The sequence below is a fragment of the Nocardiopsis sp. YSL2 genome, assembly GCF_030555055.1.
Lineage (GTDB): Bacteria > Actinomycetota > Actinomycetes > Streptosporangiales > Streptosporangiaceae > Nocardiopsis.
Window position 1 is genome coordinate 1,977,190 of record NZ_JAMOAO010000001.1, and the last position, 18,416, is coordinate 1,995,605.

At 70.6% G+C, this 18,416-nt stretch carries 15 protein-coding genes and 1 CRISPR repeat array; of the genes, 10 read left to right on the forward strand and 5 right to left on the reverse strand.

Annotated features, from left to right (window positions below):
• The first annotated feature begins 193 nt into the window (after nucleotides 1–193).
• A complete protein-coding gene (locus M1P99_RS08545) occupies nucleotides 194–1,723 on the forward strand; it encodes a DASS family sodium-coupled anion symporter (protein ID WP_304452119.1) in 1,530 nt (509 codons plus the stop codon).
• A 114-nt stretch (nucleotides 1,724–1,837) separates the two neighbouring features.
• Nucleotides 1,838–2,125: a SelT/SelW/SelH family protein gene (locus M1P99_RS08550; protein ID WP_304452120.1), complete on the forward strand. Its 288-nt coding sequence runs from the start codon at nucleotides 1,838–1,840 to the stop codon at nucleotides 2,123–2,125.
• Nucleotides 2,126–2,323: 198 nt separating this feature from the next.
• Here the strand turns inward: M1P99_RS08550 and M1P99_RS08555 are convergent, their stop codons facing one another.
• Nucleotides 2,324–3,652 carry a lysine N(6)-hydroxylase/L-ornithine N(5)-oxygenase family protein gene (locus M1P99_RS08555; RefSeq protein ID WP_304452121.1) on the reverse strand — a complete coding sequence of 443 codons (1,329 nt, stop codon included), beginning with the start codon at nucleotides 3,650–3,652 and terminating at the stop codon, nucleotides 2,324–2,326.
• A 209-nt stretch (nucleotides 3,653–3,861) separates the two neighbouring features.
• On the opposite strand from M1P99_RS08555, the gene M1P99_RS08560 reads away from it, so the two are divergent.
• The 4 genes from M1P99_RS08560 (at nucleotide 3,862) to M1P99_RS08575 (ending at nucleotide 12,000) form a co-directional block, all read left to right on the forward strand.
• Nucleotides 3,862–4,818 carry a methionyl-tRNA formyltransferase gene (locus M1P99_RS08560; RefSeq protein ID WP_304452122.1) on the forward strand — a complete coding sequence of 319 codons (957 nt, stop codon included), beginning with the start codon at nucleotides 3,862–3,864 and terminating at the stop codon, nucleotides 4,816–4,818.
• Complete coding sequence (locus tag M1P99_RS08565; RefSeq protein ID WP_304452123.1) at nucleotides 4,815–6,584, forward strand: ABC transporter ATP-binding protein; 1,770 nt, start codon at nucleotides 4,815–4,817, stop codon at nucleotides 6,582–6,584. Before M1P99_RS08560 ends, M1P99_RS08565 begins: the two co-directional genes overlap by 4 nt.
• On the forward strand, nucleotides 6,581–8,320 hold the full coding sequence (locus M1P99_RS08570) for an ABC transporter ATP-binding protein (RefSeq protein ID WP_304452124.1): 1,740 nt from the start codon (nucleotides 6,581–6,583) through the stop codon (nucleotides 8,318–8,320). Before M1P99_RS08565 ends, M1P99_RS08570 begins: the two co-directional genes overlap by 4 nt.
• A 656-nt stretch (nucleotides 8,321–8,976) precedes the next feature.
• Nucleotides 8,977–12,000 (forward strand): glycosyl hydrolase, encoded by a 3,024-nt coding sequence (locus M1P99_RS08575; protein WP_304452125.1) that lies wholly within the window; start codon nucleotides 8,977–8,979, stop codon nucleotides 11,998–12,000.
• A 52-nt stretch (nucleotides 12,001–12,052) separates the two neighbouring features.
• Here the strand turns inward: M1P99_RS08575 and M1P99_RS08580 are convergent, their stop codons facing one another.
• Nucleotides 12,053–12,481: a VOC family protein gene (locus tag M1P99_RS08580; protein WP_304452126.1), complete on the reverse strand. Its 429-nt coding sequence runs from the start codon at nucleotides 12,479–12,481 to the stop codon at nucleotides 12,053–12,055.
• Between the two features lie 226 nt (nucleotides 12,482–12,707).
• On the opposite strand from M1P99_RS08580, the gene M1P99_RS08585 reads away from it, so the two are divergent.
• The gene (locus M1P99_RS08585) at nucleotides 12,708–13,334 is read left to right on the forward strand and encodes a dihydrofolate reductase family protein (protein WP_304452127.1); all 627 of its coding nucleotides are present in this window, start codon (nucleotides 12,708–12,710) and stop codon (nucleotides 13,332–13,334) included.
• A gap of 99 nt (nucleotides 13,335–13,433) precedes the next feature.
• Nucleotides 13,434–13,767: direct repeats of the CRISPR family, unit length 29 nt; unit sequence GGGTCCATCCCCGCGTGCGCGGGGAGCAG.
• Between the two features lie 440 nt (nucleotides 13,768–14,207).
• Here the strand turns inward: M1P99_RS08585 and M1P99_RS08590 are convergent.
• From M1P99_RS08590 to M1P99_RS08600, 3 genes are all read right to left on the reverse strand, one after another.
• A complete protein-coding gene (locus M1P99_RS08590) occupies nucleotides 14,208–14,594 on the reverse strand; it encodes a VOC family protein (RefSeq protein WP_304452128.1) in 387 nt (128 codons plus the stop codon).
• A gap of 10 nt (nucleotides 14,595–14,604) precedes the next feature.
• Complete coding sequence (locus M1P99_RS08595) at nucleotides 14,605–15,405, reverse strand: AraC family transcriptional regulator (protein WP_304452129.1); 801 nt, start codon at nucleotides 15,403–15,405, stop codon at nucleotides 14,605–14,607.
• 132 nt (nucleotides 15,406–15,537) lie between these two features.
• The gene (locus M1P99_RS08600; RefSeq protein WP_304452130.1) at nucleotides 15,538–15,891 is read right to left on the reverse strand and encodes a hypothetical protein; all 354 of its coding nucleotides are present in this window, start codon (nucleotides 15,889–15,891) and stop codon (nucleotides 15,538–15,540) included.
• A gap of 405 nt (nucleotides 15,892–16,296) precedes the next feature.
• Here M1P99_RS08600 and M1P99_RS08605 point away from each other — a divergent pair, with 405 nt between their 5' ends.
• The 3 genes from M1P99_RS08605 to M1P99_RS08615 are packed head-to-tail and all read left to right on the forward strand — an operon-like array spanning nucleotide 16,297 to nucleotide 18,388.
• Nucleotides 16,297–16,878, forward strand: a complete 582-nt coding sequence (locus M1P99_RS08605; protein ID WP_304452131.1) for a hypothetical protein — start codon at nucleotides 16,297–16,299, stop codon at nucleotides 16,876–16,878.
• Between the two features lie 5 nt (nucleotides 16,879–16,883).
• Entirely contained in the window at nucleotides 16,884–17,453 is a 570-nt protein-coding gene (locus M1P99_RS08610; RefSeq protein WP_304452132.1) for an SdpA family antimicrobial peptide system protein, read from the forward strand.
• On the forward strand, nucleotides 17,438–18,388 hold the full coding sequence (locus M1P99_RS08615) for a sporulation-delaying protein SdpB family protein (RefSeq protein WP_304452133.1): 951 nt from the start codon (nucleotides 17,438–17,440) through the stop codon (nucleotides 18,386–18,388). The genes M1P99_RS08610 and M1P99_RS08615 overlap by 16 nt, the downstream gene beginning before the upstream one ends.
• Nucleotides 18,389–18,416 lie beyond the last annotated feature (28 nt).

Sequence of the window (18,416 nt, forward strand, 5' to 3'; positions counted from 1 at the left end):
GGGCAATGTCAAGGGAATCCCAACTCTTCCCGTCGAAATTGCGTGCTCCGGACCACAGTGACCACCATCACTCACACCACGGAGAAACATCGGGGAAACCCCGGGGCAACAGCGTCGTCGTCGCCGGTTTCCCTCCGGGAGGCGGGCACCGTCCGGCCCGTCCTCCCCGTCCCCCTCGAAGGAGGAGACCGACATGGCGACCTCGGAAGCCCGCGGCAAAGCGGGTCTGCCCGCCCTCACCACGGAACAGGCGGCCCGGCCCGAACCCAGCCGCGCCAAGATCATCGGCCTGGTCCTGGGCCCCGTCCTCGGACTGCTGCTCTTCGCGGTCCTGCCGGAATCGCTGGGAACCGGGGGGAGGATCACCGCGGGTGTCGCGGTGCTCATGGCCACCTGGTGGGCGACCGAGGCCATCCCCATCCCGGTCACCGCCCTGCTTCCGATGGTGCTCTTCCCCGCGCTGCTGCCCGAGGTCGGCATCTCCGACGTGGCGCCCTCCTACGGCGCCGACGTCATCTTCCTGTTCATGGGCGGGTTCATGCTCGCCCTGGCCATGCAGAAGTGGAACCTGCACAAGCGCATGGCCCTGGGCATCGTCGCGGCCGTCGGTTCCAGCCCGGTCCGGCTCATCGGCGGGTTCATGCTCGCGACCGGGTTCATCACCATGTGGGTGAGCAACACCGCCTCCGCGATCATGATGCTGCCCGTCGGCGTCTCCGTCGTCGGCCTGGTCACGCAGCTGCGCGGTGGCAGGAAGGACGCCAACTTCGCGACCGCGCTCATGCTGGGCATCGCCTACTCGGCGTCGATCGGGTCGGTCGCCACCCTCATCGGCACCCCGCCCAACGCGCTCATGGTCGGCTTCCTCGCCGAGAACTACGACATCACCATCGGCTTCGGCCAGTGGATGATGGTCGGCGTCCCGCTCGCCGCGTCCTTCCTCCTGATCGCCTGGGTCGTCCTCACCCGCTTCGTCTTCCCGCCCGAGACGAAGAAGCTCGAGGGCGCCCAGGACCTCATTCGCGAGCAGCTCAAGGACATGGGCCCGGTCTCCCGCGGCGAGAAGCTGGTCGCCACGGTGTTCGCCCTGGCCGCGTGCTCGTGGATCGTCATCCCGCTGCTGAACAGGAACGAGGCGGTCTCCGACGCCGTGCCCTTCCTGGGCAGCGTCTCGGACTCGGTCATCGCGATCACCGTCGCCATCGCCCTGTTCCTCATCCCGGTCGGCAGGGGTGAGCGCCTGCTCGACTGGGAGACCGCGGTCCGCCTCCCCTGGGGGATCCTGCTCCTGTTCGGCGGCGGCATCGCCCTGTCGAAGCAGTTCGGCGAGACCGGGCTGAGCGAGTGGATCGGCGTGCAGGTCGGCGTCCTGGACGGCGTTCCCACGTGGGTCGTCGTGTTCATCATCGCGGCCATGGTCCTGCTGCTCACCGAGCTCACCAGCAACACGGCGACCACGGCCACGTTCCTCCCGGTCGTCGCGGGAATCGCGCTCGGCATGGACCTGCCGGTGATGACGCTGGTCGTGCCGGCCGTGCTGGCCGCCTCGATGGCCTTCATGCTGCCGGTCGCGACGCCGCCGAACGCGGTGGTGTTCGGCTCCGGCGAGGTCAAGATCGGGCAGATGCTGCGCGGCGGGATCTGGCTCAACGTCATCGCGGTCTTCATGGTCATGTTCACCATGTACGCCTTCGCCGGATGGGCGTTCGGCATCAGCCTCTGACCTTTCGGTCCTCCCTGGAGAAGCCCCGGTTCCCCTCCCACCGGGGTCACGGCGGCCTCGCGGTCCACTCCCCCGCGAGGCCGCCGTTGCACGTGCCCGTGCCATGCTGTGGCCATGACCTTGGAGCACAAGCGGCCGCGGCTGGAGATCGAGTACTGCACGCAGTGCCGGTGGCTTCCCCGGGCCACCTGGATGGCGCAGGAACTGCTGACGACGTTCGAGAAGGAGCTGGGCGAGGTCGCCCTCGTCCCGGGCACGGGCGGCGTGTTCGAGGTCCGGCTCGACGGGGAGAGCGTGTGGTCGCGCAAGAGCGACGCCGCGTTCACCGACGCCGCCGAGCTCAAGCGCCTGGTGCGTGACCGCGTCGCCCCCGAGCGCAGGCTCGGCCACTCCGAGGGCTGACGCCCCCGTGCCCCGCCCGGACCGGCCCCGAGCCGCGGTCGGGTGCGGCGCGGGAGACATGCGCCTGCCGAGTCGGACCCGCCCCGTGCGGCCCGGCCCCGGCGAGGCACGCCGGGGCAGGGCAGGGGCGAGGAGGACCGGGGGACGGCCCGGGGTGGCCCGAAAGGACCGGGCACCGGCCGGCGCCGGCGCCTCGGGTCAGACGGTGGCGGGCTGGAGGGCGTCCTGGGGGCGGCGCTGGAGGATGGAGTCGAGGATCTCGCCCGAGCGCACCGCGTTGTTGGACAGCAGTGACGACGTGATCCCGTGGGTGTGCTCGGTGGCCCCGCCCTGGAGGTAGACGCCCGCCCGGACGGCGGCGTCGGCCGTGACCCGGAAGTCGCGCTCGACCATCGGGCGCCCCTCGTCGTCCAGGTGGAAGCGGTCGGCCGCGCTGCCCAGGAGCGCGAGCGGGTCCCCCGGGCTGTAGCCGGTCGCGTACACCAGCACGTCGGCGTCCAGGTCGGTGCGCTTGCCGGTGGTCATCGACTCGACCACCACGCGCACGCCGGAGCCGGTGTCCGCGGCCTCCACCGCCCGCGAGGTGTTGAACCAGCGCAGCCGCTCCGCACCGAGGACCTTCTCCTGGTAGGTCCGCCGGTAGAGGTCCTCGATGAGGTCGAGGTCGGCGACCGAGTAGTTCGTGTTGGCGTGGTAGCCCATGATCATGCGCTTGACGTCCTCCGGCGCGCCGAAGTAGTCGTCCACGGCGGAGGGGTCGAAGACCCGGTTGGCGAGCGGGCTGTCGTCGGAGGGGCTGATGCCGAAGCGCGAGAAGACCGCGCAGACCTCCGCGGAGCGGAAGCGGTCGTGCAGGTAGGCGGTGACCTCGGCGGCGCTCTGCCCGGCACCGACCACGACGAAGCGGCGGGCCTCGGCCGTGTCGACGCCGTCCACGCGGTGCAGCAGTTCGCTGTTGTGCCAGATGCGCTCGCCCGTCTCCATGCCCTCGGGCAGGCGCGGTCGCAGGCCGGTGGCCAGGACCAGGTTGCGCGCCCTGCGCACGGCGGCGGTGCCGTCGGGGCCGCTGGAGACCACCTCGTAGTGGCGGACCTGGCCGTCGACCTCCACCGGGCGTACCTCGACCACCTCGTGGCCGTAGGAGACGTCGTCGTCGAGGCGGGCCGCGCACCACTCGAAGTAGTCGTGGAACTCCACGCGCAGCGGGAACAGGCTCTTGGCGTTGATGAAGTCGACGAGGCGGCCCCGCTCCTTGAGGTAGGAGAGGAAGGTGAAGCGGCTGGCCGGGTTGCGCAGGGTGACCAGGTCCTTGAGGAAGGAGACCTGCATCGTGGCGTCGTCGATGAGCATGCCCCGGTGCCAGCCGAAGTGCGTCTGGCGCTCCAGGAAGTGCGCGGTGACGGCCTGGTCGGGCGACGCGGCGTTGTGCTCCGCGACGGCGATCGCGAGTGCGAGGTTGGACGGTCCGAAGCCGACGCCGATGAGGTCGTGGATCGGTGGCTCGTCGGCCGGAAGTCCTTGTGACATACCAATTCCCATCTCGGTGGAAGTCCCGTCTGGTTCGCTCGCGGTGGTCACGTGACGCACTCCGGGCCGCACACTCCGACCCGTGAACGAAGGTAACCCTAACCTAAGTTCTTGTCCAGGGATCCCCGTGTTTTCGGACTTCCCGGCTTGCCACCTTAGGCAAGCCTTGCTTTACTGGGCGCCGCTGCCCCAACACGAGGAGGACCTCCATGCGCATCGCGATGTTCGGTTACCAGACCTGGGGGCACCGGACACTGCGGGCTCTGTTGGAGTCCGGCCACGAGGTCGTCCTCGTCGTCACGCACCCGCCGTCGGACCACGCCTACGAGCGGATCTGGTCCGACTCGGTCGCCGACCTGGCGGCCGAGAACGGTATCGAGGTCATCGAGCGCAACCGGCCCGACGAGGCGCTGGCCGCACGGCTGGGCGAGGTCGCCCCGGACCTGATCGTCGCCAACAACTGGCGCACCTGGCTGCCGCCGGAGATCTTCGCCCGGCCCCGCCACGGCACGCTCAACGTGCACGACTCGCTGCTGCCCGCCTACGCCGGCTTCTCGCCGATCATCTGGGCCCTGCTCAACGACGAGGAGGAGGTCGGGGTGACGGCGCACAAGATGGACGCCGAGCTCGACGCCGGCCCGATCGTGTACCAGCAGGCCGTCAAGGTCGGCCCGCGCGACACCGCCACCGACCTGTTCCACGCCACCGTCGACCTCATCACTCCGGTGGTGCACACCTCCCTGGAGCGGATCGCCGCGGGCAGCACCGACTGGGTCCCGCAGGACCGCACCAGGGCCAGCTTCTTCCACAAGCGCGCGGAGGAGGACAGCCGCATCGACTGGACCCTGCCCGCCGAGGACATCGACCGCCTGGTGCGCGCCCAGTCCGACCCCTACCCCAACGCCTTCGCCTTCCACGGCGAGCGCCGGCTGCGGATCACCCGGGCCTCGGTCTCGAAGGGGCGCTACGGCGGCACCCCCGGCCGGATCTTCTACCCCGAGGGCGACGGCGTGGTGATCGTCGCCGGGCCCGACGCCCGCACCGGACGGGCCCGCGGCGTGGTCGTCGAGGCCGTCCGCACAGACGACGGGACGGACCTGGCCGCGCGCGACTACTTCCGCCGCATGGGCGGCTACCTCACGCCGCACCCCCGGTCCACCACGTGAGCGCGTCCGGAAACGACAGCGGTTCCACCGACAGGAGCGAGCCCGACGAGGTGGACGGGCCCGAGGGGGCACCCGGCTCCGCCGGGCCCCGCCGGACCGGCGGTGCCGTCCTGCGCGGAGCCGTCGCGGGCCAGCGCGGCCGGGTGGCCGCGGCGTCCGTGCTCGGCTCCGGGCACCAGGCGGGCGAAGCCCTGGTCCCCGTCATCATCGGCGTGGTGATCGACCTGGCCGTGGCCACCGGATCCCCGCGCGCCCTCGTCCTGTGGCTGGCGGTGCTCGGCGCCGCCTTCGTCGTGCTGTCGTTCAGCTACCGGTTCGCGGCCCGCATCGCCGAGCGCGCCTCCGAACAGGCCGCCCACGAGCTGCGGCTCCGGCTCACGCGGCGGGTCCTGGACCCGCGGGGCGGCGCCGAGCGCGACCGGCTGCCCGGCGCGCTGACCAACATCGCCTCCGGCGACGCCGAACGGGTCGGGATGGCCGTGGGCCTGCTGGCCCTCGGGGTCTCCTCGATCGCCGGACTCGCGGTCAGCGCCGCCGCGCTGCTCCGGGTCTCGGTACCGCTGGGGCTGCTGGTACTGCTCGGCACTCCCCCGCTGCTCTACCTCGCCCACCTGGTGAGTCGGCCGCTGGCGCGCCGCAGCGAGGGCGAGCAGGAACGGGCGGCCCAGGCCTCCGGCACCGCCGCCGACCTCGTCGCGGGGCTGCGGGTCCTCAAGGGGCTGGGCGCGGAGACCGCCGCGTCCGAGCGCTACCGCACCACCAGCCGCGCCTCCTTCTTCTCCGCGCTGCGCGCCTCCCGCGCCCAAGCCGGGCACGACGGCGCCGTACTCGCCCTGACCGGCGGGTTCATCGCGGCCGTGGCCCTGGCCGGGGCCGTGCTGGCCATGCGCGGCGAGGTCAGCATCGGCGGACTGGTCGCGGCCGTGGGCCTGGCGCAGTTCCTGCACGGGCCGTTCCGGGTACTCGCCTTCGTCAATGGCGTGTTCGCCCAGGCACGGGCCTCCGCGCAGCGCATCGCCGACGTTCTGGAGTCCCCCTGGTCGGTCCCGGACGGCAGTGCGGCCCTGCCGCCGGAGCCCGCCGGGGAGCTGCGCCTGGACGGGGTCCGGTACGGGTCCCTGCGCGGTGTGGACGCCCGCATCGGCTCCGGCGGCCTGGTCGGCGTCGTCGCGCCCGACCCGGCGGCCGCCGCCGACCTGCTCGCCTGCCTGGCGCGCGACGCCGACCCGGATGAGGGATCGGTCGAGGTGGACGGGGTGGACGTGGCCAAGCTCGCCCTGGACGACCTGCGCAGGGCCGTGCTGGTGGCCGAACACGACGCCGCCCTGTTCGAGACCTCCCTGGCCGACAACGTGGCCGCCGCCGCCCGGGGGCCGATCGACCGCGCCCTGGACGCGGCGACCGCCGACGAGGTCGCCGAGGCGCTCCCCGAGGGACGCGAGACCCGGCTGGCCGAGCGCGGGCGCTCGCTCTCGGGCGGCCAGCGCCAGCGGGTGGCCCTCGCCCGGGCGCTGGCGGCCGACCCGCCCGTCCTGGTGCTGCACGATCCCACCACCGCCGTCGACACCGTCACCGAGGCCCGCGTGGCCGAAGGGCTGGCCCGTCTGCGCCGGGGGCGCACGACCGTGCTGGTCACCACCAGTCCCGCCCTGCTGGACACCGCCGACACCGTCCTGTTCCTGGACGGGGGGACCGTGGCCGCCCAGGGCAGCCACGCGGAGCTGGCCCGTACGTCCCCGACCTACCGCGAGGCGGTGTTCGCGTGACCCTCCTGCCCACCGCCGAGGCCCGCCGCGTCCGGCGGGCCGTCGCCGATCTCGTCATGGACCGCAGGGGCACCGCCGCCTGGGCCCTGGTCACACTGGTCGGCGCGACCGCCGTCGGGCTGGGCACCGCGCCCGTGCTCGGCCACATCGTCGACCTCGTCGCGCAGGGCCGTGAGCCCTCCTCCCTCGCCGTTCCCATCGCGCTGCTGCTGGTCATCGCCGCCCTGAGCGGCCTGGGCAACGCGCTGGGCGTGGCCGGTGTGGCCCGGCTCGGCGAAAGCGTGGTGGCGGATCTGCGCGAGAGGTTCGTCGCCCGGGCCCTGCGGCTTCCGTTGGAGCGGGTGGAACTGGCGGGGTCGGGCGACCTGACCTCACGGGTGACGGGCGACGTCACGGTGGTGACCCGCGCGGTGCGCGACGCCTTCCCCCGGCTGGCGCAGGCGCTGTTCACCATCGTGCTCACGCTGGGCGCGCTGGCGCTGCTGGACTGGCGCTTCCTGGCGGCCGTGCTGCTGGCCGTACCGGTGCAGATGTACTCGCTGCGCCGGTACCTGAAACTGGCGGCCCCGGTGTACGACGAGCACCGCAAGGCGGTCGGCACGCGCCAGCACCGGCTGCTCGACACCATCAGCGGCGCCCGGACCGTGCGTGCCTTCGGCCTGGCCGACGAGCACACGCGGCGGGTGGGCGGTGCCTCCCAGCGGGCCGCCGACCTGGCCGTGGCGGGACAGAAGCTCGCCACCCGGCTGTTCTCGCTGCTCAACCTCGCCGAGTTCATCGGTCTGGCGGGGGTGCTGATCGCCGGGTACTGGCTGGTGGGCCAGGACATGGCGACCATCGGTACCGCCACGGCGGCGGCCCTGTACTTCCACAACCTGTTCGCCCCGATCAACACGGCGATCGGGCTCGCCGACGAGGCCCAGAAGGCACGCGCGGCGCTGGCCCGCATGATCGGGGTGTGCGACCTGCCCGCCGAGGAGGAGTCCGGCGACCACCCGGCGCCGGACGGCTCGCTGTCCCTGTCCGGGGTGGGGCACGCCTACCGCCCGGGTCTGCCGGTGCTCTCGGACGTCGATCTGGAGATCGTGCCGGGTGAGCGGGTGGCCCTGGTGGGGGCGAGCGGCGCGGGCAAGTCCACCCTGGCCAAGCTCGTGGCGGGCATCCACCCGGCCTCCGAGGGGTCCTTGCGCGTGGGAGGGCTCGACCTCGCCGCCACGGGCCCGATCGCGGCCCGCCAGGCGGTGACGCTGATCAGCCAGGAGGTGCACGTGTTCGCCGGCCCCCTGGCCGACGACCTGCGCCTGGCGCGCCCGGAGGCCACCGACGAGGAGCTGGGCGCCGCGCTGGAGACCGTGGGCGCGCTCGACTGGGTGACGGCCCTGCCGGAGGGCACGGCGACCGTGGTCGGTACCGGCGGGCACAAGCTCACCGCGGCCCAGGCACAGCAGATCGCCCTGGCCCGTCTGGTCCTGGCCGACCGGCCGATCGCGGTCCTGGACGAGGCCACCGCCGACGCGGGAAGCGCCGGCGCCCGTCGGTTGGAGGAAGCCGCCGCCCGGGCCCTGGAGGGCCGCACGGGGCTGGTGGTCGCCCACCGGCTGACCCAGGCCGCCGACGCCGACCGCGTGGTGGTGCTGGAGGGTGGTCGCGTCGTCGAGTCCGGCCCGCACGAGGAGCTGGTGCGGGCGGACGGCCCGTACGCCGAGCTGTGGAAGGCCTGGTCCGCCCGCCGGTAAGCCGCCGGGCAGGAGAACGACCTGGGCGGGGCGGGGCCGCGGAGTGATGCGGGCCCCGCCCCCGCGTGTGCGGGGGGCACTCCTGGCCTGCGCTTTCCTCTGGACGGCATGCCGTTTCCACAACGTGTCGAGAGTCGGACAGAACACCCATCCTGCCGAGCCTGTTCAACGAACTCGCGACACACGGCGCGAACTCCGAATCAGGGGACACCGGCGAACACGACTCCGGCAACACGCCGGGCGCTGGCCGCGAACAGGGAAGCGGACCCAGCAAGGTCCCGGCGGTCGTCCGCGACGTACGAGGGCGCTGACCCGGCGCTGGTGCCCGCCACACGGCTCAGCCACCGGCCGGGGCCCCTCCCTCGTGTGACGACCCGCCTCCTGCACTCCAGCGAAACCCAGGCCGCTGAAACGTTCTTATCACACTGAACCTTCCCCTTGGTCGCGTCCAGCCGAGCAAAGCCCGTGGCCACAGGGTCACCGTAAGAAGTCGACCAGGTTTTCTCGCGCAACCGTTGATCATCGGAGCGATCTGTTGGAAACTCCTGTGAAACGTTTTAAGATCCGTCCGGATCATCTCGTCGTGCGCACGCACGAGCTTCCCCCCTGCCCCTCTTCGCGCCCTGCTCCAGCGAGCGCAGGAAGGAAAACCCCCGATGTCCCCCACACCGTCCTCCCCGGAGCCCGCCTCCTCAGCCCTCACCCCCACCCGGCGCCTGTTCCTGGGTCTGAGCGCCGCCGCGGGCACGGCCGCCGCTCTGCCGGCCGCCCTCGGCACGCCCGCCGCCTCGGCCGCCCCGCGGTCCTTCGCCTCCGGCTTCGAGGCCCCCACGGCCGCGCGGGCCAAGTTCCGCTGGTGGTGGCCGCACGGCCTGGTCGACCCCCAGGAAGTGGCCCGCGAGATCGACCAGGCCGCCGACGCCGGGTTCGGCGGTATGGAGGTGGCCGACGTCCACCACAGCTCATCGGAGCCGCTCGACCCCGAGGGGCACGGCTGGGGCACCGGGCCCTGGCGCGAGGCCGTGGAGGCCGCCCTGACCCGGGCCGAGGAGCGCGGGATCGTCGTCGACATGACCATCGGCCCGTCCTGGCCGGCCGCGGTGCCCACCCTGACCCCGCAGGACAGGGCAGCCGTCCGCGAACTCGCCCACGGCGTGCGCTACCTCGCCTCCGGCGAGGAGACCTCGGGCGCCCTGCCCGAGCCCGAGGTGGAGCCCGGACACGGGGTCGAGTCGCGCGAACTCTTCGCGGTGCAGGCGGTACGCCTGGCCGAGGGCGCCTCGCCGGAGGACCGGCGCACCGCCCTGGAGGCCGACACCCTGCAGGACCTCACGGCGTCGGTGCGGGACGAGGAGCTGGCGTGGACGGCCCCCGGCGAGGGGGACGGCTCGACCTGGGCCCTCATCGCCTACTGGGAGCGCGGTTCGGGCCAGCGGCCCGAGGGCGGACCGCACACCGAACCGGTCTCCTACGTGGTCGACCACTTCAGCAGCGCCGGCGCGCAGGCCGTCATCGACTTCTGGGAGGAGAACGTCCTCACCTCCCGGATCCGCTCCCTGCTCCACGGGCCCGCGGGCGGCGCGGTCTTCGAGGACTCCATCGAGATGGAGACCGACGCGACCCTGTGGACGCACGACCTGCCCGCCGCCTTCGAGGACCACCACGGCTACGACCCGGTGCCCTACCTGCCGGTGCTCGTGCGCGTGGACGAGGACCAGGTCTTCTCCTTCGGCCCCGACACCGACCGCCGGGCCCTGAACGACTTCAACGACCTGCTCTCACAGCTCTACATCGACCACCACATCACCCCTCTCCAGGAGTGGGCGCACGGGCTGGGGATGGGCTACCGCATCCAGCCCTACGGCCTGCAGACCGACGCCGTGGCCAAGGCCGCCATCGTCGACACCGCCGAGGGCGAGTCCCTGGGCTTCAAGAACCTCGACGACTTCCGCTCCCTGGCGGGCGGGCGCGACCTGGCGGGCAAGAAGGTGCTCAGCAGCGAGGCGGGCGCCGTCTACGGCGGCTCCTACAGCACCACGTGGGACCAGACCGTGCGCACCATCGCGCGCGAGTACGCCGCGGGCGTGAACATGGCGGTCCTGCACGGGTTCTCCTACGCCGACGCACCCGGAGCACAGTGGCCGGGCTTCGCCGCCTTCACCCCCTACAGCGGAGGAGTGGGCTACAGCGAGTCCTGGGGACCGAGGCACCCGACCTGGCAGCACGTGTCCGACGTCTCGGGCTTCTTCGCGCGCGCCCAGCACACCCTCCAGTCGGGCACCTCGACGATCGACGTGGCGTTCCTGCGCCAGAAGGGCTACGCCGGCTCGGGCTTCGGCGCCGCCCACTTCACCAAGGAGGGGGTCCGCCACGGGTGGACGCACCAGTTCGTCAGCCCCCGCCTGCTCCGCATCACCGAACCGCGGGTGGAGAACGGCCGCCTGGCCCCCGAGGGCCCGGCCTACGGCCTGCTGGTCTTCGAAGGGGACGCCTTCAGCGGACGACTCCCGACCATGGAGCTGGACACCGCCCAGCGCATGGTGGAGTACGCCCGGTCGGGACTGAAGATCCTCATCGTCGGGGACTGGAGCGCCCCTCAGGAGCCGGGGACCGACCAGGACTCGGCCGAGGAGCTGGCCCAGGCCATGGAGGAGCTGCTCGCCGAGCCCAGCGTGCACCGGGTCGACGCGCGCGAGGACATCCCCGACGGGCTGGCCGCGCTGGACGCGCGCCCCGCCGTCTCCTACGCCCAGGCCTCCCCGCTGCTGCACGCGCGGCGCCGGGACGAGGAGCTGGAGCTGTACTACTTCACCAACAGCTCGGACTCGGAGCCCGTCGACCACCGGGTCACCCTGCCCGCGGACATCGACCACGCCTATCCCTTCGCGCTGGACCTGTGGAACGGAGCGATCACTCCCCTGCCGGTGCACACGCGCGGTGAGGGGACGGTCGAGGTCGGGGTGCGTCTGGCGCCGGGGGCCTCGATGGTCATCGCGCTGGCGCCGCACTCATGGATCCGCGACCACGGAGAACCGGGCCGGACCATGCCGCCGGGGCACCTGAAGAACCTGCGCGTGGACGAGACCGACGCGGACCAGGTCCGTGTGGAGGGCAGGAAGGCCGTGGTCCGGGCCTCCTCCGCGGGCACCTACACCACCGTGCTCTCCGACGGGAGCACCACCTCCACGACCATCGACTCCGTCGGCGACACCCTCGACCTGACCTCCTGGGAACTGGAGGTGGAGGACTGGCGGCCGGGAGGGTCGACGACCGAGACCGACGTGGTCGTGCACGAGCTCTCGTTGTCCTCGCTGGTCCCCTGGCGTGAGCTCGACGGGCTGGCCGACACCTCCGGGATCGGCCGCTACACCACCACCGTCGACCTGGGCGGGGGGTGGACCGGAGGCCACGGCGCGTACCTGGACCTGGGCCGGGTGAGCGACACCTTCCGCGTCACGGTCAACGACACGGACCTGCCTCCGTGCGACCAGCAGGACACGGTGGTCGACGTCGGCCCCTGGCTGCGCGCCGGCTCCAACACGGTCCAGGTAGAGGTGGCCACCACCCTGATCAACCGCATGCGGGCCTTCCGCCCCGACGTCTACGGCGACGTGTCCCGGCAGGACTACGGACTGCTGGGCCCGGTGCGGCTGGTGCCCTACGGCCAGGCCGAACTGTGACCGCCCCCGTCCGGGGGCGCACCGCGCGCCCCCGGACGGCGGCACGCACCCGCTAACGGGCGCGGGAGCTCCCGTCTGGCTCCGGAGAGGGCAGCGGGCCGAGCAGGTCCCAGCGGTTGCCCGCGACGTCCAGGAAGACGGCGATCCGCCCGTAGGGCTCGTCGCGCGACTCGGTCACGAACCGGACGCCCGCCTCCGCCATCCGGGCATGGGACCGCTCGAAGTCGTCCACGCGCAGAAAGAACCCCACGCGCCCCGCGACCTGGCTGCCCACCACGGCCGACTCGCGCTCGCCGTCGGCGCGCGCCAGCAGGAGCCCGGTGCCTCCTCCCGGCGGCCGGACCAGGACCCACCGCTTCGCGCGGCCGTCGTTGGTCAGGGAGAAGGCGTCCTCCACCAGCTCGAAGCCGAGCGCATCGACGAAGAACGCGATCGCGGGGTCGTACTCGTCCACCACGATCGTCACCAGGTCCATGTGCATCCCGGTACCGTAGCCCGCCGCCGCCACTGCCCGACGAGACCCTAGCTGCGGCCCGATCCCGGCTCCGGCTCCGGCCCCTCACTCGGTTCCGCTTCGGCAGGGCCTCCCGAAGCGGCTCCGGGGCCCGAGTGCAGTCTCGACGACCCGCTCATTGGTGGCCGATGAGATCGGTTCGGTTTCCCGGTCAGACCAAGCGACACCCGACCACGGAGCAGGAGGCCACGCCATGAAACTCACCACCACCACATGGGTCACCCTCGACGGCGTCATGCAGGGTCTCGGCGGAGCGGAGGAGGACCGCAGAGGCGGATTCGAGCGGGGCGGATGGGCCATGCCGTACTTCGACGACGAGGCGGCGACGTTCCTCAACGGGATCTACCAGCGCGCCGACGCGTTCCTGTTCGGCCGGCGCACCTACGAGATCTTCGCGGGCTACTGGGGAGTGATGCCGAACCCGGACAACAACCCCATCGCCGCGGCCCTGAACAACCGACCCAAGTACGTCGCGTCGAGCACTCTCACCGCACCGGGGTGGGCGGACACAACCGTCCTGTCCGGTGACGTCGCGACCGCCATCGGCGAGCTGAAGGCCACGCAGCCGGGCGAGCTGCAGGTGCACGGCAGCGGAGGTCTGGTCCGCTGGCTGTTCGAGAACCGGCTCGTCGACGAGGCCGTCCTGCTCGTGTGCCCGGTGGTCCTCGGCCAGGGCACCCGGCTGTTCCCCGACTCCGGCCCGGACACGGCACTATCCCTGGTCGAGTCGCGGTCCACGCCGAGGGGAGTGACGATCCAGGTCTATCGGCCCGACGGCCGCCCGCAGTACGAGACGGCCGCCCCGACCCCGAACTCCTGACGGCAGCGGCCGGGGAGCGCCGGGAGCGCTTCGGCAGCGATGCGCCGCGCGTGGGTCCATCCCCACGTGCGCGGGGAGCAGTAGCGATGCGCCGCGCGTGGGCCCATCCCAGCGTGCGCGGGGAGCAGTTCGGCGAGCTGTTCTTGTGACCACCTGCGCTGGGTCCATCCCCGCGTGCGCGGGGAGCAGGCGTCCACAGCGATGGGCAGGTCGGTCACGTTGGGTCCATCCCCGCGTGCGCGGGGAACAGGTGTCGGGCCCGGTGACGGAGGCGTTCACGTCGGGTCCATCCCCGCGTGCGCGGGGAGCAGGTCGAGCACGTCGGCGGTCGGCTTGATGAGGAGGGTCCATCCCCGCGTGCGCGGGGAGCAGAGCAGCCCCATCAGGCCGCCGGGGACGTTTTCGGGTCCATTCCCGCGTGCGCGGGGAGCAGTCTTTCTGACCTGGGGCTTCAATGCGTGGGGAAGCCCTTTTCTGCAACTTGTTGGAAATCGGACACTCGACCCACAGGCCTCATTCGGTACTTCAGAGTTCTCGTGTCGTGCGCTGGGTGCCCTCACATGGAGCGTATCGAGCGGATTGGTCGATCCCGTAGTGAATGAGTTCGTCGACGTCGGTCCAGATTTCGGCGACCCCGGATCGGAAGCCTGCCTCGAAGAGGCAACCGCCGACAACCCGCGCGCTGGCTCTGAAGTCGCCGGCTCTATCGTCCTTCGCCCAGGTCGGGCGACACCTCGAGGGTGAAAGCCGAGCCCGTCCACGAAGAACGCGATCGGCCGGGCCGCCCTCTCTCAGTAGGCGGCGAGACCTGGCAGGCCGGTGAATGTCCACCGGAGGGGCCCGGCGCTCTTCGACGCTCAGAAGGCGGACACCTCAGCGGAGCTCGCCGCTGACCACCCAGAGGTGGCCGAAGGGATCCTTGACCCTGCCCTGCCTCTTGCCGTACGGACGGTTCTCCACCGGGATCACCACCTCGGCTCCCAGCGCCACCATGCGCTCCGCCGTCGCATCGGGATCGGGCACGTCAGCGGTCAGGAGAACGGGCGTTCCGCCCACCGACTCGGGGTCGTGCCACCCCCACTCCGGGACGCTCTGCGCCAGGGCGAGAGTGGATGATCCCAGGGTCAGCTCGGCGTGGTGCACCACGCCTTGCTCATCCGCCACTCGGGACACCAACGTCGCGTCCAACGCCTTGGTGTAGAAATCGATCGCCGCATCGGCGTCGGACACGAGCACCTTGGGGTGAAGTTCACTGGTCATGGTTCGATGATCACGGAGTCGGGCGGGGTCGGCCTTGTAGATTTCGGCGCTCCTCCGCCAGCCATCCGGACGGCGTCGTGCGCATCAGGTCCTGAAAGTCGCGCACGAGATGGCTCTGGTCGTGGTACCCGCTCTCGGCCGCGATCTGAGCCCAGGAGTCGGCCCCCTCACCGGCCCGATCGACCGCGGAGGCCAAGCGGGCCACGCGCGCGGCGAACTTCGGCCCGATCCCGAGTTCACGCCGCATCACGTCCCGCAGGTGGCGCGGGCTCAGATGCGCGTGCCGGGCCAGTTCCTCGACGGAGACCCGGCCGCCGCGCGACGCGATGATCCTCAGCGGTTCGAGGGCGTCCGATGAGACCGTGGCGCGGTTCGCTCGTTCCAGGCGTTCGAGGAGGCGCGCTCTCACCAGCCGCGCTCGTCGCTCGGCCGGGTAGGCCGCCAACTCCTCACTCACTCGGCCCACCCACGGCACGAGGGCATTGATGTCGATACCACCGGCGTCGACCTCCCCGAGCGGCACGGCGGTGAGCCGGTGCGCGGCCAGCAGGGACAGCTCCACGTACACGGTCGGCTGGTTCGACCGCAGGATGAGGGAGGGGGTGGCGGCACCGGGTCGCATCAGCCCGGCGACGACCGCCTGCCGGTGGTGGGCGTGTCCGTCGTAACGGACCTCAAAGGGAGCGCCGAGGCTGATGACCAGGCGAGCGGACAGGGAGGGCACGGCCCTGTGCAGCCGTGGCGGGCCGACGTGCTCGCTGACGGCGACCACACCGATGCCGACCTGACGACATGCCTCCCGCAGTCCCAACCCTTGAAGTCTCCACTCGCCTGGGATATCTGAAAAGTGCGTTCAGGTGTGCCAGGACCCACCCCGGGGCCTGGCGGCACGCACGCCCTGGCCACACGCCTCGTGCGACAAGTACACAGACGTCGTGATGGACTAGTCAACAAGGATGACTTCGTGGCCAGTGGGTGTGCGGATGATCTCCGAGCAGATCAGGGAAACGGATCCGCTTCCCGTTATCGTTTCGGATTCCACCTGGTAGCGCACGGGCAGGCCGAGGTCGATGCTGGGTTTCATGCACAGGGCCCGCACCTTCCACTGGGTCCCGCCTGAGTCGGCTCCACAGCTGGTCTCGAATCCGGTTACTTCGCATTCCAGCCCCTCTGGGGACTCTATGGGAACTCTGGGGTAATGGGGCCCTGTTTCTGCGCTCGCCGGAACCGGAGCAGAAATAATGGCAGCAGCCAAGGGCAAGAAAAGAGCCCACTTCTGGTAGATGTCCTTCTTCATTTTCTGGTGCGCCTTTCTGCGTCAGTGGACTTTCGACTCCGAGGAGGGTGTTCACAGGCAAGTGCGGAGCGAGGCACCGGCGAGGTGACTCCGATGTGCAGGTGCAGGACCTTCCTTGACCTGCGGAAGGTGTGCGAGCGCGGGCACTGTATCAGCACACGGATCAATTAAACAATTGTTTAATTGATTAATGGAACCCTGTCCGGATCCGGACAGGGTTTCAAATGCCAGGTCAAAGGCGATCCCAGTCCGGCCGCCGGCTTGGATTCGCGGATTGTTTAATTTCAAAACCCTTTGACTGTGCTAGGTTCCCCATCGTCATGCCTCGTCGGGCGTTCGTGCCCATATCTCCTTGGAGGAGACTTGAACAGAAAATTCTTGGCCGCTCTGGCGGCTGGAGCCGTTGTGATCGGCACACCGGTCGTTGCCAATGCCTCCGTGCTTCCCGCTCCGACTGCTGAGGAGTCCGCAGTCGCCGAGCGGCCCTATGACGGCGTCGAGCTGTTCAGCGCGATCTACTTCGGCAGCGGGTCCGCGGTCGAGGCCATCCCCGAGCTGGACACCATGTTCGAAGGTGTCGATACCGAGAACGCCGGCATGGAGCAGCTGCGCGGTGAACTGATCGACCATCTTCAAGAGCAGGACCCGGAGTTCTTCGCCGACTTCGCCGACGGTGTGTACTCCGGCGACCACCTGACCATCCAGACGACGCTGCAGACGTCGGGTGAGCAGATCGCTGAGGCCCTCGCGCAGATGTACCCCCAGGCCGCGGCACAGGGTGACATCACGCCCAATGCCTGCACCGCGGTGCTCGGGTGCGTCGTGACGGTCGTCGCCGCGGTCAATTACGCTGCGGCCGCCGCCGTTGCGGTCGCGGCCGTGGCCTGGGTCACCGTCGCGAGTCCGAGCTCGGCGGAGCTCGACGGGGACCTGTTGGAACAGCAGATCGTCGACCGGATCGCCAACGATCTGGGCACGGCAGCCTGAATCCGATGAAGAGACATCGTCTCCGTGCGCTGGCCCTCATCGCCTGGAGCCTCGTCCTGGCAGTGCTCGTCAACTCCTCACTGGTCGCCTCCACTCCCTATTCGGCTTGGGCCGGCCTGACCGAGTTCGTTCCGAAGTTCACGGTGCAGACCGCCGTCCCCCAGGGATGGTCGTTCTTCACCCGTGACCCTCAGGAACCGAGGATCACTGCCTATGAGGAGACCGCCGGTGAGGGCTGGCGGCATGCGGACACCGGTGGCAACGGCGCAGCCAAGTGGTTCTTCGGTGCGAATCGGGAGGGGCGCCTCCAATCCGTGGAGATGGGCGTCATCCTCGCTGACATCGGCCATGACTCATGGATCGAGTGCTCCACCGTCGACCAGTCGGAGTGCCTCGATTCGGTTGCGGACCGTGCCTTTGGCCCGGTGGTGAACGAATCCCGGCGCCCACAGTTGTGCGGGCGGGTCGGGATCATCCGCCGGCAGATCATCCCCTGGGCATGGCAGGGCGCAGGGGCATCCCCCGACATGCCCCTGTCGGCGGTCGTCGTGGAGGTGCGATGCGGGCAAGCCTGAGTGCCTGGTACGAGGGTCTGTTCTCCGGGAATCCGTGGACGAACACCTATGCCCTGGCGCGGTCGCTGACGGCCGCCGCGCTGCTCATCACGCTGTCGTTCAACTCGGTGGATACGCTCTTCGCCCCCAACGAGGCTTGGGAGGCGCCCAAATGTGACGGCTGGCTCCGATGGGGCGGGCTCTTCTGCGTCGTGCCCTCCCTGGCGTGGGCCAAGGCCCTGGCCATCGCCGTCCTGCTGCTCGTGGTGACCGGCTGGCTTCCCCGCTGGACGGCCCTTCCACACGTGTGGGTGAGCGTCAGCCTGCACAACTCCATGAGCATGACCGAGGGCGGTGACCAGATCGCCGCGATCATCGCCCTGCTCATCAGCCCGATAGCCCTCCTTGACGCACGGCGCTGGCACTGGAGCTTCAAGGACGACCCAGCATCGGTCAACAGGTCGGGGGAGATCCGGCGGATGGTGGCCAACACCAGCGCCATCCTCATCCGACTGCAGGTGTCGGTGATCTACCTCCACGCCGCGATCGGCAAGCTCGCGGTGGAGGAGTGGGTGAACGGCACGGCTGTCTACTACTGGATCCACGACCCCCAGTTTGGTCCCAGCGGGCTGAGGGCCGCCCTTGCTGAGGGGGTGGTCTCGACGGCCCTGGGCGTGGTCCTGCTCACCTGGGGGACCCTGGTTCTGGAGTTGGCGCTGGCCTATGGGCTCGTGGCGAGTAGCCCTTTGCGCAAAGCGCTGTTCTGGGCAGGTGTCCTCTTCCACATAGGAATCGCTGCCGCCCTGGGCCTGGTGACTTTCGGTATCACCATGATCGGTGCTCTCCTGCTGTACCTCTGGCCCCGGGAAAGCGATCCTGTCATCGACATCAGAAGGTATCGCCCGAGAAGGTTCGTGAAGGGAGTCAATGGATACCATGAGGGTGTCGGACAGTGATCGAATGTACGATTCAGTAGTTGATGAA

Coding starts and splice junctions, on each gene's coding strand:
- M1P99_RS08590 (WP_304452128.1), bottom strand. CDS start 14,594: ATGACCAGTGAACTTCACCCCAAGGTGCTCGTGTCCGACGCCGATGCG.
- M1P99_RS08585 (WP_304452127.1), top strand. CDS start 12,708: ATGAAACTCACCACCACCACATGGGTCACCCTCGACGGCGTCATGCAG.
- M1P99_RS08600 (WP_304452130.1), bottom strand. CDS start 15,891: ATGAAGAAGGACATCTACCAGAAGTGGGCTCTTTTCTTGCCCTTGGCT.
- M1P99_RS08580 (WP_304452126.1), bottom strand. CDS start 12,481: ATGCACATGGACCTGGTGACGATCGTGGTGGACGAGTACGACCCCGCG.
- M1P99_RS08555 (WP_304452121.1), bottom strand. CDS start 3,652: ATGTCACAAGGACTTCCGGCCGACGAGCCACCGATCCACGACCTCATC.
- M1P99_RS08610 (WP_304452132.1), top strand. CDS start 16,884: ATGAAGAGACATCGTCTCCGTGCGCTGGCCCTCATCGCCTGGAGCCTC.
- M1P99_RS08615 (WP_304452133.1), top strand. CDS start 17,438: ATGCGGGCAAGCCTGAGTGCCTGGTACGAGGGTCTGTTCTCCGGGAAT.
- M1P99_RS08560 (WP_304452122.1), top strand. CDS start 3,862: ATGCGCATCGCGATGTTCGGTTACCAGACCTGGGGGCACCGGACACTG.
- M1P99_RS08575 (WP_304452125.1), top strand. CDS start 8,977: ATGTCCCCCACACCGTCCTCCCCGGAGCCCGCCTCCTCAGCCCTCACC.
- M1P99_RS08545 (WP_304452119.1), top strand. CDS start 194: ATGGCGACCTCGGAAGCCCGCGGCAAAGCGGGTCTGCCCGCCCTCACC.
- M1P99_RS08550 (WP_304452120.1), top strand. CDS start 1,838: ATGACCTTGGAGCACAAGCGGCCGCGGCTGGAGATCGAGTACTGCACG.